This is a genomic window from Nocardia sp. NPDC057663, from assembly GCF_042799895.1.
GTDB lineage: Bacteria > Actinomycetota > Actinomycetes > Mycobacteriales > Mycobacteriaceae > Nocardia.
In genome coordinates this window covers 81,072-97,754 of the sequence record NZ_JBHVHX010000014.1, presented here as the reverse complement: position 1 = coordinate 97,754, position 16,683 = coordinate 81,072, and the positions used below count along the sequence as shown (strand labels likewise).

13 protein-coding genes are annotated in these 16,683 nt (G+C 65.7%); 4 read left to right on the top strand and 9 right to left on the bottom strand.

The window, feature by feature from the left end:
* Nucleotides 1-38 precede the first annotated feature (38 nt).
* From ACFVAV_RS25270 to ACFVAV_RS25250, 5 genes are read right to left on the bottom strand one after another with little or no spacing between them, the layout of a single operon-like run.
* Entirely contained in the window at nt 39-2,741 is a 2,703-nt protein-coding gene (locus tag ACFVAV_RS25270) for a hypothetical protein (protein ID WP_379037715.1), read from the bottom strand.
* The gene (locus tag ACFVAV_RS25265) at nt 2,738-4,651 is read right to left on the bottom strand and encodes a hypothetical protein (protein ID WP_379037714.1); all 1,914 of its coding nucleotides are present in this window, start codon (nt 4,649-4,651) and stop codon (nt 2,738-2,740) included. Before ACFVAV_RS25265 ends, ACFVAV_RS25270 begins: the two co-directional genes overlap by 4 nt.
* Entirely contained in the window at nt 4,648-5,856 is a 1,209-nt protein-coding gene (locus ACFVAV_RS25260; RefSeq protein ID WP_379037712.1) for a hypothetical protein, read from the bottom strand. Before ACFVAV_RS25260 ends, ACFVAV_RS25265 begins: the two co-directional genes overlap by 4 nt.
* 34 nt (nt 5,857-5,890) lie before the next feature.
* Entirely contained in the window at nt 5,891-6,046 is a 156-nt protein-coding gene (locus ACFVAV_RS25255) for a hypothetical protein (RefSeq protein WP_379037711.1), read from the bottom strand.
* The gene (locus tag ACFVAV_RS25250) at nt 6,043-7,167 is read right to left on the bottom strand and encodes a serine/threonine-protein kinase (protein ID WP_379037709.1); all 1,125 of its coding nucleotides are present in this window, start codon (nt 7,165-7,167) and stop codon (nt 6,043-6,045) included. Before ACFVAV_RS25250 ends, ACFVAV_RS25255 begins: the two co-directional genes overlap by 4 nt.
* A 698-nt stretch (nt 7,168-7,865) precedes the next feature.
* On the opposite strand from ACFVAV_RS25250, the gene ACFVAV_RS25245 reads away from it, so the two are divergent.
* Together ACFVAV_RS25245 and ACFVAV_RS25240 are read left to right on the top strand one after the other, a co-directional pair.
* Complete coding sequence (locus ACFVAV_RS25245) at nt 7,866-8,348, top strand: nuclear transport factor 2 family protein (protein WP_379037708.1); 483 nt, start codon at nt 7,866-7,868, stop codon at nt 8,346-8,348.
* Between the two features lie 707 nt (nt 8,349-9,055).
* On the top strand, nt 9,056-9,790 hold the full coding sequence (locus ACFVAV_RS25240) for a Crp/Fnr family transcriptional regulator (RefSeq protein WP_379037707.1): 735 nt from the start codon (nt 9,056-9,058) through the stop codon (nt 9,788-9,790).
* Between the two features lie 32 nt (nt 9,791-9,822).
* Here the strand turns inward: ACFVAV_RS25240 and ACFVAV_RS25235 are convergent, their stop codons facing one another.
* The 4 genes from ACFVAV_RS25235 to ACFVAV_RS25220 form a co-directional block, all read right to left on the bottom strand.
* Nucleotides 9,823-10,941 (bottom strand): metallophosphoesterase, encoded by a 1,119-nt coding sequence (locus ACFVAV_RS25235; protein ID WP_379037705.1) that lies wholly within the window; start codon nt 10,939-10,941, stop codon nt 9,823-9,825.
* Between the two features lie 28 nt (nt 10,942-10,969).
* Nucleotides 10,970-11,800, bottom strand: coding sequence for an SAM-dependent methyltransferase (locus ACFVAV_RS25230; RefSeq protein WP_379037704.1), 831 nt, complete (start codon nt 11,798-11,800; stop codon nt 10,970-10,972).
* A gap of 40 nt (nt 11,801-11,840) precedes the next feature.
* Nucleotides 11,841-12,623, bottom strand: a complete 783-nt coding sequence (locus ACFVAV_RS25225) for an SDR family oxidoreductase (protein WP_379037701.1) — start codon at nt 12,621-12,623, stop codon at nt 11,841-11,843.
* A 105-nt stretch (nt 12,624-12,728) separates the two neighbouring features.
* Nucleotides 12,729-13,223, bottom strand: a complete 495-nt coding sequence (locus ACFVAV_RS25220; protein WP_379037699.1) for a glutathione peroxidase — start codon at nt 13,221-13,223, stop codon at nt 12,729-12,731.
* Nucleotides 13,224-13,383: 160 nt separating this feature from the next.
* Here ACFVAV_RS25220 and ACFVAV_RS25215 point away from each other — a divergent pair, with 160 nt between their 5' ends.
* Both ACFVAV_RS25215 and ACFVAV_RS25210 read left to right on the top strand, forming a co-directional pair.
* Nucleotides 13,384-14,874, top strand: a complete 1,491-nt coding sequence (locus tag ACFVAV_RS25215) for an FAD-dependent oxidoreductase (protein ID WP_379037697.1) — start codon at nt 13,384-13,386, stop codon at nt 14,872-14,874.
* Between the two features lie 168 nt (nt 14,875-15,042).
* Entirely contained in the window at nt 15,043-16,617 is a 1,575-nt protein-coding gene (locus ACFVAV_RS25210; protein ID WP_379037696.1) for a GMC family oxidoreductase, read from the top strand.
* Nucleotides 16,618-16,683 lie beyond the last annotated feature (66 nt).

Below are 16,683 nucleotides of genomic sequence, written 5' to 3'. Positions count from 1 at the left end.
CGTTCGCTTCAGGGGACGAGCTTGCCGAGAATGTCCCCTCAGAAGCCACGGCGCCCAGCGCTGCGTACGAGATAGACATCGCCCGTTATGGAGTCGGTGACAACAATCCCGTCTGCGGTCCATGTGCACCCGTTCGGTTGAACTCCGCTGTCGAGACGCACTCGGCGTGAGATTCCGGCGCTGTTGTACAGCAGCACACCCCGACCGCCTTCGTCGAGGGCCGCAACACACATCGCGCCGTCGTCCCGGCTGGCCATAGCTACCGGGACGAGGCCATCGTCGGTGAAATCTGCACCTGGGACCGGTGATACAGCGCCGGTACCAGTGTCGAGTCTCGAGATGAGATGACGCCAGCGGTTGTCGGGAAGAAGGACCGACTGGCTGACCAACACCGCGGCCTGATGCTTCGCGTCCGGACTGATCGCATGGGCAAAGCTGACGCGTCCGCCCGGATTGTCCTCACTCGGTGCGGCACCAGGGATACATCCTTTGTCGCGGTCCCACCTGTTCGGCAAGTTGGCGACGGTCCGGAACTGCTCGTTCAGACTGGTTCCGGATTCGGTCGCGCGAGCAATTGCGTCGGAATCTGCGGCGTAGATGGCAACACACGTCGAGACCACGACAGTACCGTTCGCTGTCACCGCAAGCCCGGTCGCGCCTTCGAAGCTCACGGTTCTTTCCCAGTCACCATCAGCTCGAACTCGAAACAAGCTCGCCGTTCCGTCCGCGTCAGACCAGTCGGTTCCCTTGGCATGTGCGAGTAGCCAGCGGGTCTGTCCTGAACGCGCGGAACCGACGATTCGTTGGTACGTCGTCGCGGCTGCCTCGCCAGACGGGTTTCTACTCATCAGCTGCGGTGTGCCTTGCCAGACAACGAATTCCGAGCGCAATGACGCCGAGTTGACCAACAGCTTGCCCTCGACGGTGGACGGGTTGTGGGTCAATCCGGCGCCTTCGACTGTCAGCGGCGGGTTGTCTGTGTAGAAGTCGCGAGTGGAGTTCAGCAGCAGCCAGTCCTGCTTGCCGGGTTCATTGCGCCATACTCCCACCGAGCATCCGTCGCCCACGGTGACGACGACCGCCTGAGAACCCGGTGTACCGGTCGCCACTTCGGCATAGCCGGTCCACAGGGGGGTCAACGTCGCACCGGCCGAACCGCAACGCCGCGAGACGTTCTCCGACGAGCGGGTGATCGGTGCCGTCCTCGGCTCGCCGTCGGGGACGAGGCTCATGATGTTCTTGCCGTAGTTGAACCTGGCCATGTGCGGAGGTCCGTCGATGTCCCAGGACATGAGGTCGCCGACCAATTTCAGATCTTTGAAGGGCTTGTCGGGCTGCTTGAACCTCATGACAGTTCGCCGTTCACCCTGCGGCGTGAACCGCACGATCGCCTCCCCGACCAAGGTCACAAATGTGCCGTCGTTCAACGACGAGACCCCGACCATAGGCCACTGACCGTCGCGAACGTCCTTGGTCGAGGGAACCATTCGCTCCGATACCGTCGCAGGAATCTCTTGGTCGAAGTCGATCCGCTCGACCTTGCCCGTCTCGAGGCTGATGGTTTCCATCGTCGAGTAGTAGGGAGCTGCTCCGTCCGCCGCATAATCGGACAGCACGATCGCATCGCGCCCGTCGTTGGCAGCCAAGGTCCGACGCACTGCCTGCTTGTCCCATGGGTTTGCGACCATGACAAGCTTGCCGTCTTCGACTCGCCACAGGCCCCTGTTCGACACGCCGAACAGGTCATCGCCGCTGTATGCCAAGGAAGGCTTCTCACCTACCCCGGCGAAAGCCTCTGTGCTGGAATCTTCTTCCGCGCCCGTCAGGCTCGCACGGAGAGCTGTGTTCTGTCCGCCCGCGACGTCAGCTGCCAGGAGGATCGAGGCGCCGTCCGGACGCTGGAACCGTGCGGACAGATTGCTGCGTGTCCACTCGCCAGCCGGCTCACGTAGCCACAGGACATGCTTTCCGGGGGCAGCGAAGTCGAGGACCGCGACGGCGCCACCCGTGCTGACCGCCGCGGCGACGGTACCGAAGACGATGCCCGACTCACTCGGTGGAATGCCGACTGCCAGACGGCTGAGCGACGCGGCAACCGCACTCTGCTGCCACTCGCGAGAAACGAAGGAGTACGGTTCCGCAGCCAGTGCGGACACGGGCAACACGACTGCGGTCACCGCACCGAAGATGACAGCGCCTTCGATCGAGCGTCCGGTGGTGCTGCTGCTCGAACTCAACACGATCGCCGTGAGCGCGAGCACCGTGGCGACCACACCCGCCGATACGAGAAGCGGTATTCCCCACCGCGTTCCGCTCCAGGCGTGAACCCCCAACACCGCCAGCAACGCGTAACAGACCAGCTGCGCCCGTGCGGAGCGTGGCAGCAGAATTGCAGTGACCACAGCAACGATCCCCAGCACGATCACAACTGACGTCTGCGCACTGTTGGTGACGAAAACCATGGCGCCGAACACTGCCGCCGCGCTCAGGCTGGAAGCCAGCGCGCTGGTCACCGTGATCTGGCTGGAATCGAAGCTCGCCAGCCGACGAGTCCGCAGCGCAAACCATCCTGCCATCGCGACGAACGCAGCGAGAACGACCGCCCCTTGATAGGGCTGCGGGTGGTCAACCCCAGGCCAGCGGACGAGCGCGCCGATTCCAGCACCGGCGCCCGCGAGAATTCCCATCGGCACGGCGCTCAGTACCGTCTGAGCGCGGCCGACTTCGCGTGTTTCGTTCAACGTTGCTGGTTCCTGTCGCTCCGACGATCGACGTCGTGGTTCTGTTTGTTTCGTCGCCAGAACTGAAGCCACCCCCACCTCGACCGTTCGTCGATCGGGGCGCTGTGCAGCTCGGACAGTCCCTGTGGCGCAACGATGCGCGGTCTGTCGGATACGCTCCCAGCGGTACGGGACGATGTCGCCGAGCGTTTCTGTCGAGGTATTTCGTCGACAAGCAGCCATGGGGCGAGGCGATCCGGAACGCCCAGCGCGCTCGACACCTCCGGCCAGATCTCAGCGAAGACGCGGTGGACATCCTGGTCGTGCCGCTGAGACGCCCCGAGGATGGACAAGATGTCGAGCGGGGGCAGCTGCCCGCGCTTTATCAGTGTTCGCAGGGCAGAGGCAGCGGCTGCCAGCGGCAGGGATTCCAGAATCCATGCCGCAGTCCACGCCGGTTCAGGATCGACTGCAATACGGACGGCTCTTTCCACGGCGTCGCCATCGTGGCGCACTGCCGCGTCGAGTGCTTCCAGGTCGCGTCGCGACGAGCGGAGCGACAGCTGCGAGCACACCAATTCCTGCGCCAGCAGCGGGTGGCCGGCTGCCGCTGCGATACGGAACTCATGTTCGTCCATCAGCCGTTCCAACATCGACCGATTACTCGGTTCGAGCAACGTCGGAGAGGCAGTGATCACAGGGAACACGATGCGACGAACACTGCTCGGCGCCGGCGTGCGGCCGAACCCCGACATGAAACGCTGGACTGCGTAGCCTTGGTAGTCGGCGAAGGCGAGACCGGCCACCCCGACTATCTTCTCCTCGTTCGGCGATAGTCTTTCCGCGTCGTAGAGAGCCGCGAAGATCTCTAGTTCCACCGCGGCGTTGCGGGGGAATCGGTTCGCCAGCGCGCGTAACATCGGCGGGGTCGTGATGGCTCGGCGCACCACAGCCGTCATCGTGGGCTGTGCCTGCAACCAGATTTCTGAGTCCGGCGCCACGAGCAGGGTGACCAATTCGGAGTCGGACAGATCTTTGACGGGTCGGGTCCTCAGCTGACGCTCCGACAGCCACTGTCGCAGCTGGGGGACATCACCGATGCTGTGGTCCGGAAGATTGTCGTCACGTCGCAGCGACAGCAGAGTCGCAGCGAGCCCCAGATAGGCCTGCACAGCGGGGTTGTGCAGCGTTGTCGCACTATCCCGGTGATCGAGTACCAGACGTGGGCCGGTCAGTTCACCAGCGGCCGGTGCGCCCACGATACGAGGATCTGCACCGAAGTGAGCGAGATCAGCGGCCGACCAGGCGAACAGGAGGCCATCGGCCAACCCGGAGGGCAAGGCCTCGACAACGCGATACAGGATGTCGGCGAACAGTTCCGGTGTCGCACCCACGATGCCGATCCGGGGTATCGCATTGTCCAGGTAGGCAAGGATGGCCGCCGCGACCAGGCCGAGGAATTCATCACTCGGTCCGCCAGACCTTGTCTGGCTGCCCAGTCGAAGGGGTGCGACGCCTGGGTTGGGCAGCTCTTCCGTGAATTGCAGTGTGGACGAGTACGGCAGTCCTGCCCGCATCAGGGCCAATGCCGCTTGCACACCTGTACCGGTGATATCGACGATGTGGACGAAATACGCTCCTTCGCGGGTGTGCGCGCCTGTGGCGACCGCTGTTCGAACCAGCAGGTCGAAGCTACGATGTGTCACCAGCTCGATAGTTTCGACGTCGTCTGGGCGCCGGGCGGTCAGCTGGCCGAGATCGCGCGCGATCGTGCCGATGCTGCCGTTCCAATTCCGGCTACGAGCGATGACGCCGAACCCGGTACCCGCAGCATCGATGTTGCGTGGCATCCAGCCGAATCCCAAGTGCTCGAACGTGTTCGGAGATGGTGCGCGCGCCGCAGTACGGGCTTCCGCCGACAGTCTGCTCATCGTCTTCCTCCTCGCAGTTCCGGCGTATCCGCCAGCAGCGAAACGAATAGGTCCACAACGCCGTACGGCTTGACGTCGGCGTAGTAGCGGCCTTGTTCGCTGCCGAGCTGGCTGACGTGACCGACAGCAGCGGCCGGAAGATACATCGCGTCGTTGAAGCAGGATGAAATCGCGTTGTGCAACTGCGGCAGCAACTCGAAGAACAGCGATGAGGTCTCGACGCTGCGCGCGCGGATCAGCTCTGGGTCGAGCAGGTCTGCCTCGCGGGTCGAGCCGTCCGTCCAGTCGGCGGGCGGCGCAACTCGTGCGACGTAGGGCGCGGCAGGATGTTCCGGAGCGATATGCGACAGCAGATCGGCCTTGGTGAGGATGACCGTCACTCCGATTCGAGGACGACCGGGCGTCTTGTCAGGGTGCATGCCCCGGAATCGCTTCCACATGTTCGAGATCTCACGCACCATGATTTTGGTGCGCTCGATGTCCTGGTTGTGCTCACCGAAGTCCTGCAAGTTCAGTACAACGTCTTCCGGTCCACGCGATTCGATCTCAGCCACCAGGTCCGAGCTGAGGTTGGGTGTGATGAAGAACCACAGGAAGTCCGCAAGTGCCAGATGCGGACTCACCGAAGCGGCGTTCTGCTCGGTGAGGGCGTCCTCCCCGGCCAGGTCGACGAACAGGTAGTTCACGGCACCGTGGTCGGTCCGTGCCTCGACTACCAACGGCTCCCGGGCAATCAGGTTGCTCCAGTGGTGGACAGGTTCAGCCACGTCGTCGTGCGTCATTCGCGGAACTGTGCCCGGGACGGGCCGTCTTTCCTTGAACTGCCGGTCGCGCGCGACGCTCCATGCCTGATAGGACAAGGGAGACAAGTTGAAGTCGATGCCCTTACGGGCAAGCTCACGATTGTCGTCCGCACCCTTGATCATCGAGATCAGCACACTGGTCTTCGATGACCCGGTCTCACCCACCAATCCGATCACCCGTGTCGGTCGGTCCAGCATCTGTTTGGGCAGTACACACCCGCGTGGGCAGTGTGGCGTCATCCCTTTCGCGATGCGGGCGAGGATGTCGGAACCTTCGATCGGACTACGGCGACCCTCGAGCAGGTTTGCGACTCTCCCCCACCGCGTCCTCGGCGCGACGTCAGGGATCGGTCTGTCGTTGTGGTCTCGCCACTCGACATCGTTTTCTCCGAACGACTTCATGCAGTTGATGCACACGATCCGCATAGGTCTCGACTCAATTCCCCAGGTGATCAATGGCCAAAACAAGCAGGGTCATCAGCGAACTGAGCCAGTAGGCGCGAACAATTCGCCTCCTCCATCGCTGAGCGGAGCCTCCGTCGAAGAAATAGTCCGACAGCGCCTTCGGCTTGCCGGCTCCGTCGAGGCTCACAGCGCCGCCTGCACCATCAGTGCCAGCACGAACAGTCCTGTGCCGCTGGCAATTCCGAGCAGAATGGCAACACCTGTGAGCAACACACCAAGTCGCGTAGCGCCGTCGTCGCCCTCACTCAACCTCCGCCCGATGGCTAGCCCCCACTGTCGCGGCGACACCAACCCGTCGAGAACTGGATCAGCCTCAACCAAGTAGTGCACAGCAACAGGGGTCTCGTCGCTGTGCACGATTTCCAAGGTGGGGTTCAGTACGGGCGCTTCTTCTTTCGGTGGATCAGCAACATGTAGTGCGGTCAGATCACCTCGCAACTGCGTTGCCAACTCCTTGGCGCTCGCCTGCCGCCGACTCGGTTCTCGGTCCAGTGCTTGCATGATGGTTGTCCGCAGGTTCACTGGGACGGTAGTCGGCAGCTCAGGTGGATCCTGCGTCATTCGAGCCCGCGCAGCCTCTGCAACGGAGTCACCGACGAACGGCAGCCGACCACCGAGCAGCCAGTAGCCCACTACGCCCAACGAGTAGATATCGGTTGCCAGCCCGACCACCTCGCCGCCTACCTGTTCGGGTGACATGTAGGCCGGGCTCCCGACTGTGTAGCCGACGGCAGTCAGGCGTTGATTGAGATGTTCATCCGCGAGCGCGATGCCGAAATCGGTGAGTTTCGCACGACCTTCCGTCGTGATCATGATGTTCTCCGGCTTCACGTCACGATGCACCACCTTCTGCCGATGGGCCGCGTGCAAGGCCTCGGCGATGTCGGCAAGGACCTGGGCGCGCCAGGAGATCGTGCCGGAAGCGAACTCATGGACGTGTGCTGCCAAGTTTCGTCCGGCGACGAACTCCATCACGATGTAGGGAAGCATCCCGTCGGGCGTGCGTTCACGGCCATGGCCGAGCACCGCGGCCACGTTCGGGTGGCGGACGCGTTCAGCCGACAGCGCTTCACGCTCGAACCGGCGCACATGATCAGAATCTCCGACGAGGTGGGGATGCAGCTCCTTCACCGCTACAGCTCGATTGCCGCCGGACTCGTCGAGGCAGTGCCAGACCCGGCCCATCGCACCAGACCCCACCACCGCCACCCTGCGATAGCGTCCCGCCAGCAACTCTGCGCTAGTCACCCAGTGTCTCCTCAACCAACAGACTCGTCGCGCACGAGGCATCGAGACCAGCATGGCAGCAGCAACTCCCCAACACTGGGCAGATGTCCAGCTGAGCGCCGAGTAGCCTTGCAGGGGACCGACATTGGCAAATCCTCGCGTCGCGACTTTACTCCGCGAGCGACCACTTCGCAGCCGGTCGAAGGACAGACAAAAGGCAACCCGCGAGTACCTTGCCTGAGGTAACTAACAAGTTCCTGCGGGGCTGCCGGGAAGACCGATGCCCCGCGGACATGCGGTCGCCGAACCTCGGCATGACTGGACGTTCTCGGAACGCGATTGCGGAAACTCTCAGCCGCACAACATCACCCGCAACACCGGTCATCCCCCGGTGGTCCGGCCTCGCCGCCCTGGTCACCACCGGTGCCACAGGCCCCGGTGAACAGGATCACCACCGCCGCCGACACCACGGCACAGCGAATCGACTCGAACGGACAGCACCGGATTCACGTGGGACTCACGGCGGGCGACACGACGAAAGGTTTCACACCTCGAAATACTCGGTCAACAATTTGAATCACACCACTCGAAAAACATCGTCGGACCGAATTCTTCGGTACACAATCGTAGGGTTTTGGGCACCGTGCTAGCTTCGCATCGTGTCGATTACCGAACGACGCGCCGCGCGATGTGTTGTCGCCGGCAGAGAAAGGACCGACGTGACCGCACTACAGGACAACCTGCTGGCCACCATCGAAGCGGAGCGGGCGATCTTCCGAACGTTCTACAAATTCTTCCGGATCGCCGACACCCAGGAGAGCGAACGGTTCAACGAGTGCTTCACCCCCGACGCGCTGATCGAGTACCGGATCATGCCGGGCCCGCCGGTGCTGTTCCACGGCCGCGACGAGTTCACCGATCACATGAGCAGGGTGCCCAAGTCGCAGCGCTCCCTGGTCGCCCACGTCATCGGGCAGGCCACCATCGAATGGAACGGTGACAAACCTCTGCTCACCGCCTATGCCACGGTGTGGCACTGGTTCTCGAGCACGGCCGCCACCGACGTGGGCCGACCGGCCGACTGGGTCGTCATCGGACTGGTCCAGGACGAGTTCGAGCAGTACGAGGGTGAGTGGCTGATCTCGCATCGCGATGTCCGCCATGTCGCGGGCCGGGTCGCCGCGGGCCACGGGCCGCTCTGAAGACCGCTGCGCACCCACCGCCCGATCGGGTCGGACTCGCCGCCGAGTCCGACCCGTTCATGGTATGGACAGGATTCGGCACAATGGGTCGCCGAATTGTTCGGAGGCATCGGCGACAATGTGTTCCGGGGACTTCGGTAACAATTTTTCACGGCAATAATTGCCGACGCGCTCAAACTGCACCGATATTCCGGCATCACTTTCCCAGCTGCCTACGGGATACCGAAATCGTGCGTTCGCCACAGCCGAAACCTTCGGTCGGTCTGCAGGATTTCCGGCACGATCTTGTGGCCCCGAATACCCCGCACGAAGGTGATTGCAGCCCGGCCGGGAAACAAGGTGGCCGCGGTTTCCTGAAACGAGAGGTGCCACAGCGATGTCGGAAGTCCTGGCCGGTATCGACCTCACTGGGGTGCAGCAGCACGTATATTCTCGGCGCGGTGTTCGTGGACCTGCCGACCGAGCGGCGGTGGCATCGCCGCGACAGCCGTCGCCCACTGGATGACGGCAAGCGCCGAATACACGTCCCACCTGGTATGCGGGTAAGCCGCCTGGCGCCTCGATGCGAGCCGAGCGCCTCACCGACGATCTCCCAAACAACCACCAGTGATCGGGAAGTGGAATGGTGCTTCCCCATCGCATCCCGCTACCTTCGCGAGGATAATTGTCAGGGGGAGGACAGGTTCGTCCACGTCCAGGAGTCAGCGATGATCCACAGTCACCGGGCGTTCTCCCACTTGGTCCACGCGATGGGTGAGGAGTCGTTCGACGACGACCAGTTGCGTCATGCGGCCTGGATCGCGCGGTGCGTGGGCCGCGGCCCCACCGCACCACTGCGTCTCGGCGAGTTCACCGAACTCGCCGGCCGGATCGAGGTCGGACCACTCGAGGCCGGGTCGCTGGTGTTCTCCGCGGGCGAACCCGCCGACGGGGTGTGGATCGTGCGGCAAGGCCAGATCGAGTTATCAGTGGGTTCCGGTCGGGGTCGTGCGGTCGTCGATGTGCTTCGTCCCGGCGACGTCGACGGTGACATCGCGCTGCTGCTGGGGATGCCGCAGGCCTACACCGCACGCACGCGCACCGACTCGAGCTGCCTGTTCCTGCCCGATTCCGCCTTCGAGGCGCTGCTCGCCACCCATCCCGCGACCGCACGGCGCTGGTTTTCCAGTGTCGCCCAGCGGATTTCAGCCGGTCAGGGACGATTGATCAACATGCTCGGCCGCCCGCTGCGCACCCAGGTCGCCCAGCTGCTGCTCGACGAGGCCGTCGACGGCTCGGTCCAGCTCGCTCAGCGCACCCTCGCCGCCATGCTCGGCGTGCAACGCCCGTCGTTGAACAAGGTCCTCAGAGAGTTCGAACGCGACGGCATGATCAGCATCGACGACGCAGCCATCAGCATCATCGATGCCGAACGACTGCGCCGACGCGAGTCAGCACACTGAACACAGAGAGAACGGTGCCCGGGCAGTCGTGATCACCCCCGCCGCAGGGTGAGGATCGCGATCTCGGGTGGGGCGCCCACGCGGACCGGCGGCCCCCACGCTCCGGCCCCGACCGTGGTGTAGATCTGCAGATCACCGAAACGGTCCCAGCCCGACACCGTGGGATTCACCCAGCGCACGGGATAGATGAACGGCCACATCTGGCCACCGTGGGTGTGCCCGGACAGCTGCAGGTCGACGCCGCGCTCACTCGCTTCGATCACCTGGCGGGGCTGGTGCGCCAGCAGGAGGGTGAACCGATCCGGCTCGGTCCGGTCGAGCGCCGCGCCCAGATCCGGTGCGTACGGCGCGGATTCGTCGTAGTCGTAGACACCGGCGATCTCGATCGTCGCGCCGTCGATCGAGAGTTCGGTGTGTTCGTTGCGCAATGTCTCGATGCCGAGGGTCTCCCAGAAATCCAGCCAGGCCGCGACATCGTCGACGTACCCTTCGTGATTGCCCGCGACACCGAGCACACCGTACTTCGCCCGCAGTGTCGCCAACGGCGCGACATCGCCGCCGACGAGGTCGATCGACCCGTCGATCAGGTCGCCAGGGATGACGATGAGATCGGGTTTCTGCGCATTGACCAGGTCGGCGACCCTGTCGCTGAAGCCCGGACCACGCGCGGCGCCGACATGCAGATCCGATACCACCGCCACCCGGAGGCCGTCGAAGGATTCCGGCAGGTTCGCGAACCGTGCTTCGGACTCGACCACCCTGATGTCCTCGGCTTCGACGACGCCGTACCCGACCGCACCCACCGACGAGATGACCAGCAACGCGGAGAGCACCTGCAGCACCCGAACGCGGTACGCCGATCCCGTCACCCGAATGATCAACAGCACGACACCGATGACCAGCAAGCCGAGCAGGAGGTAGAACAACACGGCAAACCAGGTCTGGCCGAGCCAGACCACCGGCCGCACCGGACCGGGCGCGAAGACAGTGCCCGCACCGATCGCGACCACGGCTACGATCCACAGGATGCCGAGGAGGACGGCCGCGGCGACGCGGGCGGGCCCACCGACACCGGTGGCCACCACCAGCCGCCGGTACAGCAGCCAATGAACCAGAGCCACACCCGCACCGACGACGATCATCTGCAGCACAACGGGCTCCCTCTCGAAGACGTCGGCGCTAGCGCTTGCGGCCGATCCCGCCGACGATGCAGTGCCGGACGTCGGAGAGCGGCGTGAGGTGCGGGCCGTCGGGCCACCAGTCGTCGCAGCGGACCAGGCCGGGTTCGACCATGTCCAGATCGCCGAACATGGCCTGGATCTCGTCCCTGGTCCGGAAGCGGCCACTGCCCATCGGGCTGTGGATGAACTTCTCTTCCATCTTGCGGGCCAGTTCGCTGTACTCGGGCGTCTGCGGGTCGTGGAAGTGGGCGATCGCCACGAACGAACCCGGCGGCAGTGCGTCGATGTAGGTCTGCATCAGCGCGGGCCCGTCCTCGCCCAGATAGTGGTGCAGGGTGCCGATGTGGAACAGTGCGAGCGGGCGGGTGAAGTCGAGTTCGGTGCGGACCGTTTCGTTGCCGAGCACCTCGAGCGGGCGGAAGATGTCGGCCTCGGCGATCCGGGTACGGCTGTTGCCTGCCAGCAGGGCCCGCGCGTGCACGAGCACCGACGGATCGTTGTCGACGTAGACCACCCGCGAGCGCGGGTTGACCCGCTGGACCACCTGGTGGGTGTTCTCCGCGGTGGGCAGGCCCGAGCCCAGATCGAGGAACTGGTCGATCCCCGATTTGGCCAGGAATCGGCACGCGCGGATGAGGAAATCGCGGTTGGCCCAGGCCAGATCGTTGACCTGCGGCGCGACGGTGCGGACCTGGGCCAGCACCTCGCGATCCACGTCGTAATTGTCTTTGCCGTTGAGTGCGGCATCGTAAACACGCGCGATGCTCGCGCGTGTGGTGTCCACCCCGACCGGAACGGCACTGGGGTAGGCGGCAGAGGATTGCGACATCGGGCGCCTCCGGGCTTCGGACCGTCTGGACGAATCCAGCCTAGAGCATCGATTCCGTTGGTACAGAAGCCAACCCGACTCCTGACCTTCGCTCGAGCCACTCGTCGAAGGTCGGGCCCGCGATGACGGCGCCTGGTCCGGGCAGCAGCGCGCCGTCTGCTTGCAGACGGTGGTCCGGGTCGGTGGCGTCGACCACTTCGACCACCTGCGCCGGTGCGCCGCGCCGGGCGGCGACCCGCGCCACCGCGTCCACGAGCCGCCACTGCTGCGGGCCCGCGATCTCGACCACGGCGGGTCCGTCGGTGTGGACGAGGTCGGCCAGGTGCTCGGCGACCGTGCGCGCGGCGACCAATTGCGCTCGGTACGCGGGTATTTCGGCCCGGTCACCGACCGTGGTCCAGTCGAGCATCATCTCGGTGAACTCGTGGAACTGGGCCGCCCGCAGAATGCGCACGGGTACCGGTCCCTCCTGGTAGGCCCGCTCGTGGGCGAGTTTGCCCGCGTAGTGGCCCGCGGTGAAGGCATCGATGCCGATGATCGAGACCACCGCGATGCGCCGCACGCATGCCGCGGCCGCGGCATGCTGGACATTGCGGGCGATCGTGCGGAAGAACTCGGTCACCACCGCGGTATCGGTGGTTTCGGCGTTCACCGCGTCCACGACCAGCTCGGCCCCGGCGAACGCGGCGGCGAGGCCGTGGCCGGTCAGTACGTCGATGCCTGCCGTGCGGGTGATCTCGACGATCTCGTCGCCACGGTTCTTCAGCACGTCGACCACCTCGCGGCCGATCCGTCCGCCGGCCCCGATCACTGCGATCCGCATTCGTTTCTCCTTCGTCGTGTGCTGTTCGGCAGGACGACGAAGGTCGCGGGCGGAGTGTGACATCAGGCAGGTAGCGGCGGTACCCGTGTCAGCTACCGCAGTAGCTCAGAGCTGGGCTTCGATCGCCGCGACGACCTCGGCCGCGTCCGGGGTGACGGTCGGGCGGAAACGGCCCGCGACCGTGCCGTCGCGGCCGATCAGGAACTTCTCGAAGTTCCACTGGATGTCGCCCGCGCTGCCGTCGGCGGCGGGAGTCTCGACCAGGCTGGTGTACAGCGGGTGGCGGTCGTCGCCGTTGACATCGACCTTGGCCAGCAGCGGGAAGTCGACGCCGTAGGTGACCGAGCAGAATTCCTGGATCTCCTCGGCAGTGCCGGGTTCCTGTCCCATGAACTGGTTGCAGGGGACGCCGACCACCGTGAAGCCACGTTCACCGTAGGTCTTCTGCAGCTCCACCAGGCCGGTGTACTGCGGGGTCAGCCCGCACTTGGAGGCCACGTTGACCAGCAGTACCGCCCGGTCACCCGCCAGCTCGCCCAGCGTGGTGTCCGCCCCGCTCAGGGTCTGCACCGCAATGTCTCGAATGTTCGCGCTCACCACACACCACCAGTTCTCGTCTATGTCGGTTCGATCGCCACCGTACCGGAGCCGGACCGGCGCGCAAGTGTCCCGCTGGGCGGGAACTTCTATAACACGTTCTTGTTTTGTCGCGCGGTAAGCGGCACCATTTCGGGTACGTACCCGAACACCGGAGGAACACGTGACCGAACAGCCCCACCGGATCGACACCGTCCGCCCGCTGCGCGCGAACGCCGTGACGCACTGGGATTTCGAGGCCGACGTGGTGGTGGCCGGTTTCGGCATCGCCGGCGTGTGCGCCGCGATCGAGGCCGCCAGGGCGGGCGCGAAGGTGCTCATCCTGGAGCGGACCGGCGGCTGGGGTGGCGCCGCGGCGCTGGCCGGCGGATTCGTCTATCTCGGTGGCGGCACCCCGCTGCAGAAGGCGCTCGGGTTCGACGACACCCCGGAGAACATGGCCGCGTTCCTCACCGCCGCGCTCGGGCCGGGCGTCGACGAGGCCAAGATCGAGGACTACTGCGCGGGCAGCGTCGAGCACTACGACTGGCTCGTCGAGTGCGGTGTGCCGTTCAAGGAGGCGTTCTGGGGTGAGCCCGGCTGGGAGCCGCCGCACGACGAGGGGCTGATGTACTCCGGCGGCGAGAACGCCGCGCCGTTCCTCGATATCGCGAAGCCCGCGCCCCGCGGCCACGTACCGCAGATGGCGGACAAGAAAACCGGTGAACGGGGCGGCGGCTACATGCTGATGAAGCCCCTGGCCGACACCGTCGCCGAACTCGGCGTCGCCGTCGAGTACGACACCCGTATCCGCAGGCTCATCGTCGACGACGAGGACCGCGTGGTCGGCATAGTGGCGACCAACTACGGCAAGCCCGTCACCGTGCGCGCCGCGCGCGGTGTCGTCCTGGCGACCGGCAGCTTCGCCTACGACACCGAGATGATCGACCGCTACACCCCGCGCCTGAGCGGCAGGCCCGGCGCGGCCATCGAGGAACACGACGGCATCGGCATCCGGGTGGCGCACGCGCTCGGCGCCGAACTGGCGCACATGGACGCCAGCGAGGTCGCCATCTTCGGCGATCCGCAGCTGATGGCGCGCGGAATCCTCGTCAACGGACGCGGTCAGCGGTATGTCACCGAGGACACCTACCCGGGCCGGATCGGTCAGGCGACGCTGCTGCAGAACGACAACCAGGCCTTCCTCGTCATCGACGAGGCCTCGCTCGAGGAAGCCCTCGCGACCGAGAGCTCCACCCCGTTCTTCCGTGTCCCGCCGAAATGGGTCGCCGAAACCGTGGCCGAGCTCGAGTCCGAGATGGGCTTGCCCGAACAGACGCTGCAGACCACCATCGCCACCTACAACCGCCATGCCGAGAACGGCAGCGACCCGCTGCTGGGCAAGAAGCCGGAGTGGGTTCGCCCGATCACGCCGCCGCTGGCCGGCTACGACCTGCGGGGGCTCACCGCCGGGTTCACCCTGGGCGGCCTGCGCACCGATCTGGACTCGCGGGTGCTGCACGTCAGCGGTGAGCCGATCGAGGGCCTGTACGCGGCGGGTCGCTGCACGTCAGGGCTGTGCGCGTACGGCTACGTCAGCGGCGCCTCGCTCGGCGACGGCAGCTTCTACGGCCGCCGGGCAGGCAAGGCCGCCGCGGCGGCCGGCACCGACTGAGGCACGCGGCCCCCACCGGAGCTCCACTGTCAGTACGCTGCATGCAGCGCGGAGGCCGGACGACGAGTCCGGCTGCGCTCGCGGGCTTTTCAGCCTGCGTGCGGGCGCGACCAGTTGGCTACGACAGATGCAGCGCAGGATCGGAGTTGGACAGTGCAAGCAGGTGGGATGTCCGCGGATTACGTGATCGTCGGCTCCGGGTCAGCGGGGGCGGTGCTCGCGAATCGGCTCAGCGCCGACCCGGGCACCACGGTTGTCCTCTTGGAGGCCGGTCCGGCCGACGACGACAAGTACGCCCATATTCCGGCGGCGTTCTCGAAGCTGTTCCGCACCGAACGTGACTGGGACTATCTGACCGAGCCCCAGCCCGGCCTCGGCGACCGCCAGATCTACTGGCCGCGCGGCAAGACCTTCGGCGGCTCGTCGTCGATGAACGCGATGATGTGGGTGCGCGGCTTCCGCGCCGACTACGAGGAGTGGGGGCTCCTCGCGGGTGAGCAGTGGAACTTCGCGGCCGCCGTCGAGCAGTTCCGCAAGATCGAGAACGTGCAGGACGCGCAGTTCCCCGACGAGGGCTCGCAGGGCCCGCTGCACGTGCAGCGCCAGCGCAGCCCGCGCGCGTCGACGCACGCGTTCCTCGAGGCGGTGCGCCAAGCCGGCCTCGAGCTCGAGTCGCCGAACCGGCCCGCGCCCAAGGGCTTCGCGCAGACGATGGTGACCCAGCGCGACGGCAGGCGCTGGAGCACCGCCGACGCCTACCTGCGACCGGCGATGAAGCGCGCGAACCTGACCGTGCGGGCCGAATCGCTGGCCACCCGGGTGCTGTTCGACGGCACCAGGGCCACCGGCGTCGAGTACCTGCACGACGGGCAGACCCACACCGTCACCGCGAACCGCGAGGTCATCCTGTGTGGTGGCGCGGTGAACAGCCCACAGCTGCTGCAGCTTTCGGGCATCGGCGACGAGGAGGAGCTGAAGGGGCACGGCATCGAGGTCGTCGCCCACTCCCCCGAGGTCGGCGCGAATCTGCAGGATCACCTGATCGCCGCGCTCGGCTACAGCGTCGAATCGGATTCGCTGTTCACGGCGGAGAAGCCGCTCGAGCTGATCAACTACTTCGTCCGGCATCGCGGCATGCTCACCTCCAATGTCGGTGAGGCATACGGGTTCGTGCGCAGCGAGCCCGAGCTCGAGCACCCCGATCTGGAGCTGATCTACGCGCCCGCGCCGTTCTATCACGAGGGTCTGGTCGAGCCGACCGAGCACGGTGTCGTGGTCGGCGCCATCCTGCTGCGCCCGCACAGCCGGGGCCGGATCGGCCTGGCTTCGGCCGATCCGACGGCCAAGCCGGTCATCGATCCGCGGTACCTGTCCGATGCCGACGGCGCCGACCGCGCCGCGCTGATGGCAGGCCTGCGGGCGTGCGCCGGGCTGGTCGGCCAGCCCGCGCTCAAGAGCGCGCTGGGTCCGCTGATCTACCCGCCGGAGGCGCCCGCGGATCTCGAGGAGACCATGGCGCTGACCATCGAGAAGTTCTCGCACACCCTGTACCACCCGGTCGGCACCTGCCGGATGGGCACCGACGCCGCCAGCGTCGTCACCCCGGACCTGAAGGTGCGCGGTGTCGAGGGCCTGCGCGTCGCCGACGCCTCGGTGATGCCGTTGATCATCCGCGGGCACACCAATGCCCCGGCGATCTTCATCGGTGAGCAGGCCGCGGACTTCATCCTGGCCGAGTCCTGAACCAGTGGTGGGGGGGGGGCCGCGGGGGGGGCCCCCCCCCCCCCGGCGCGTGCCCTCGGCGAGGAC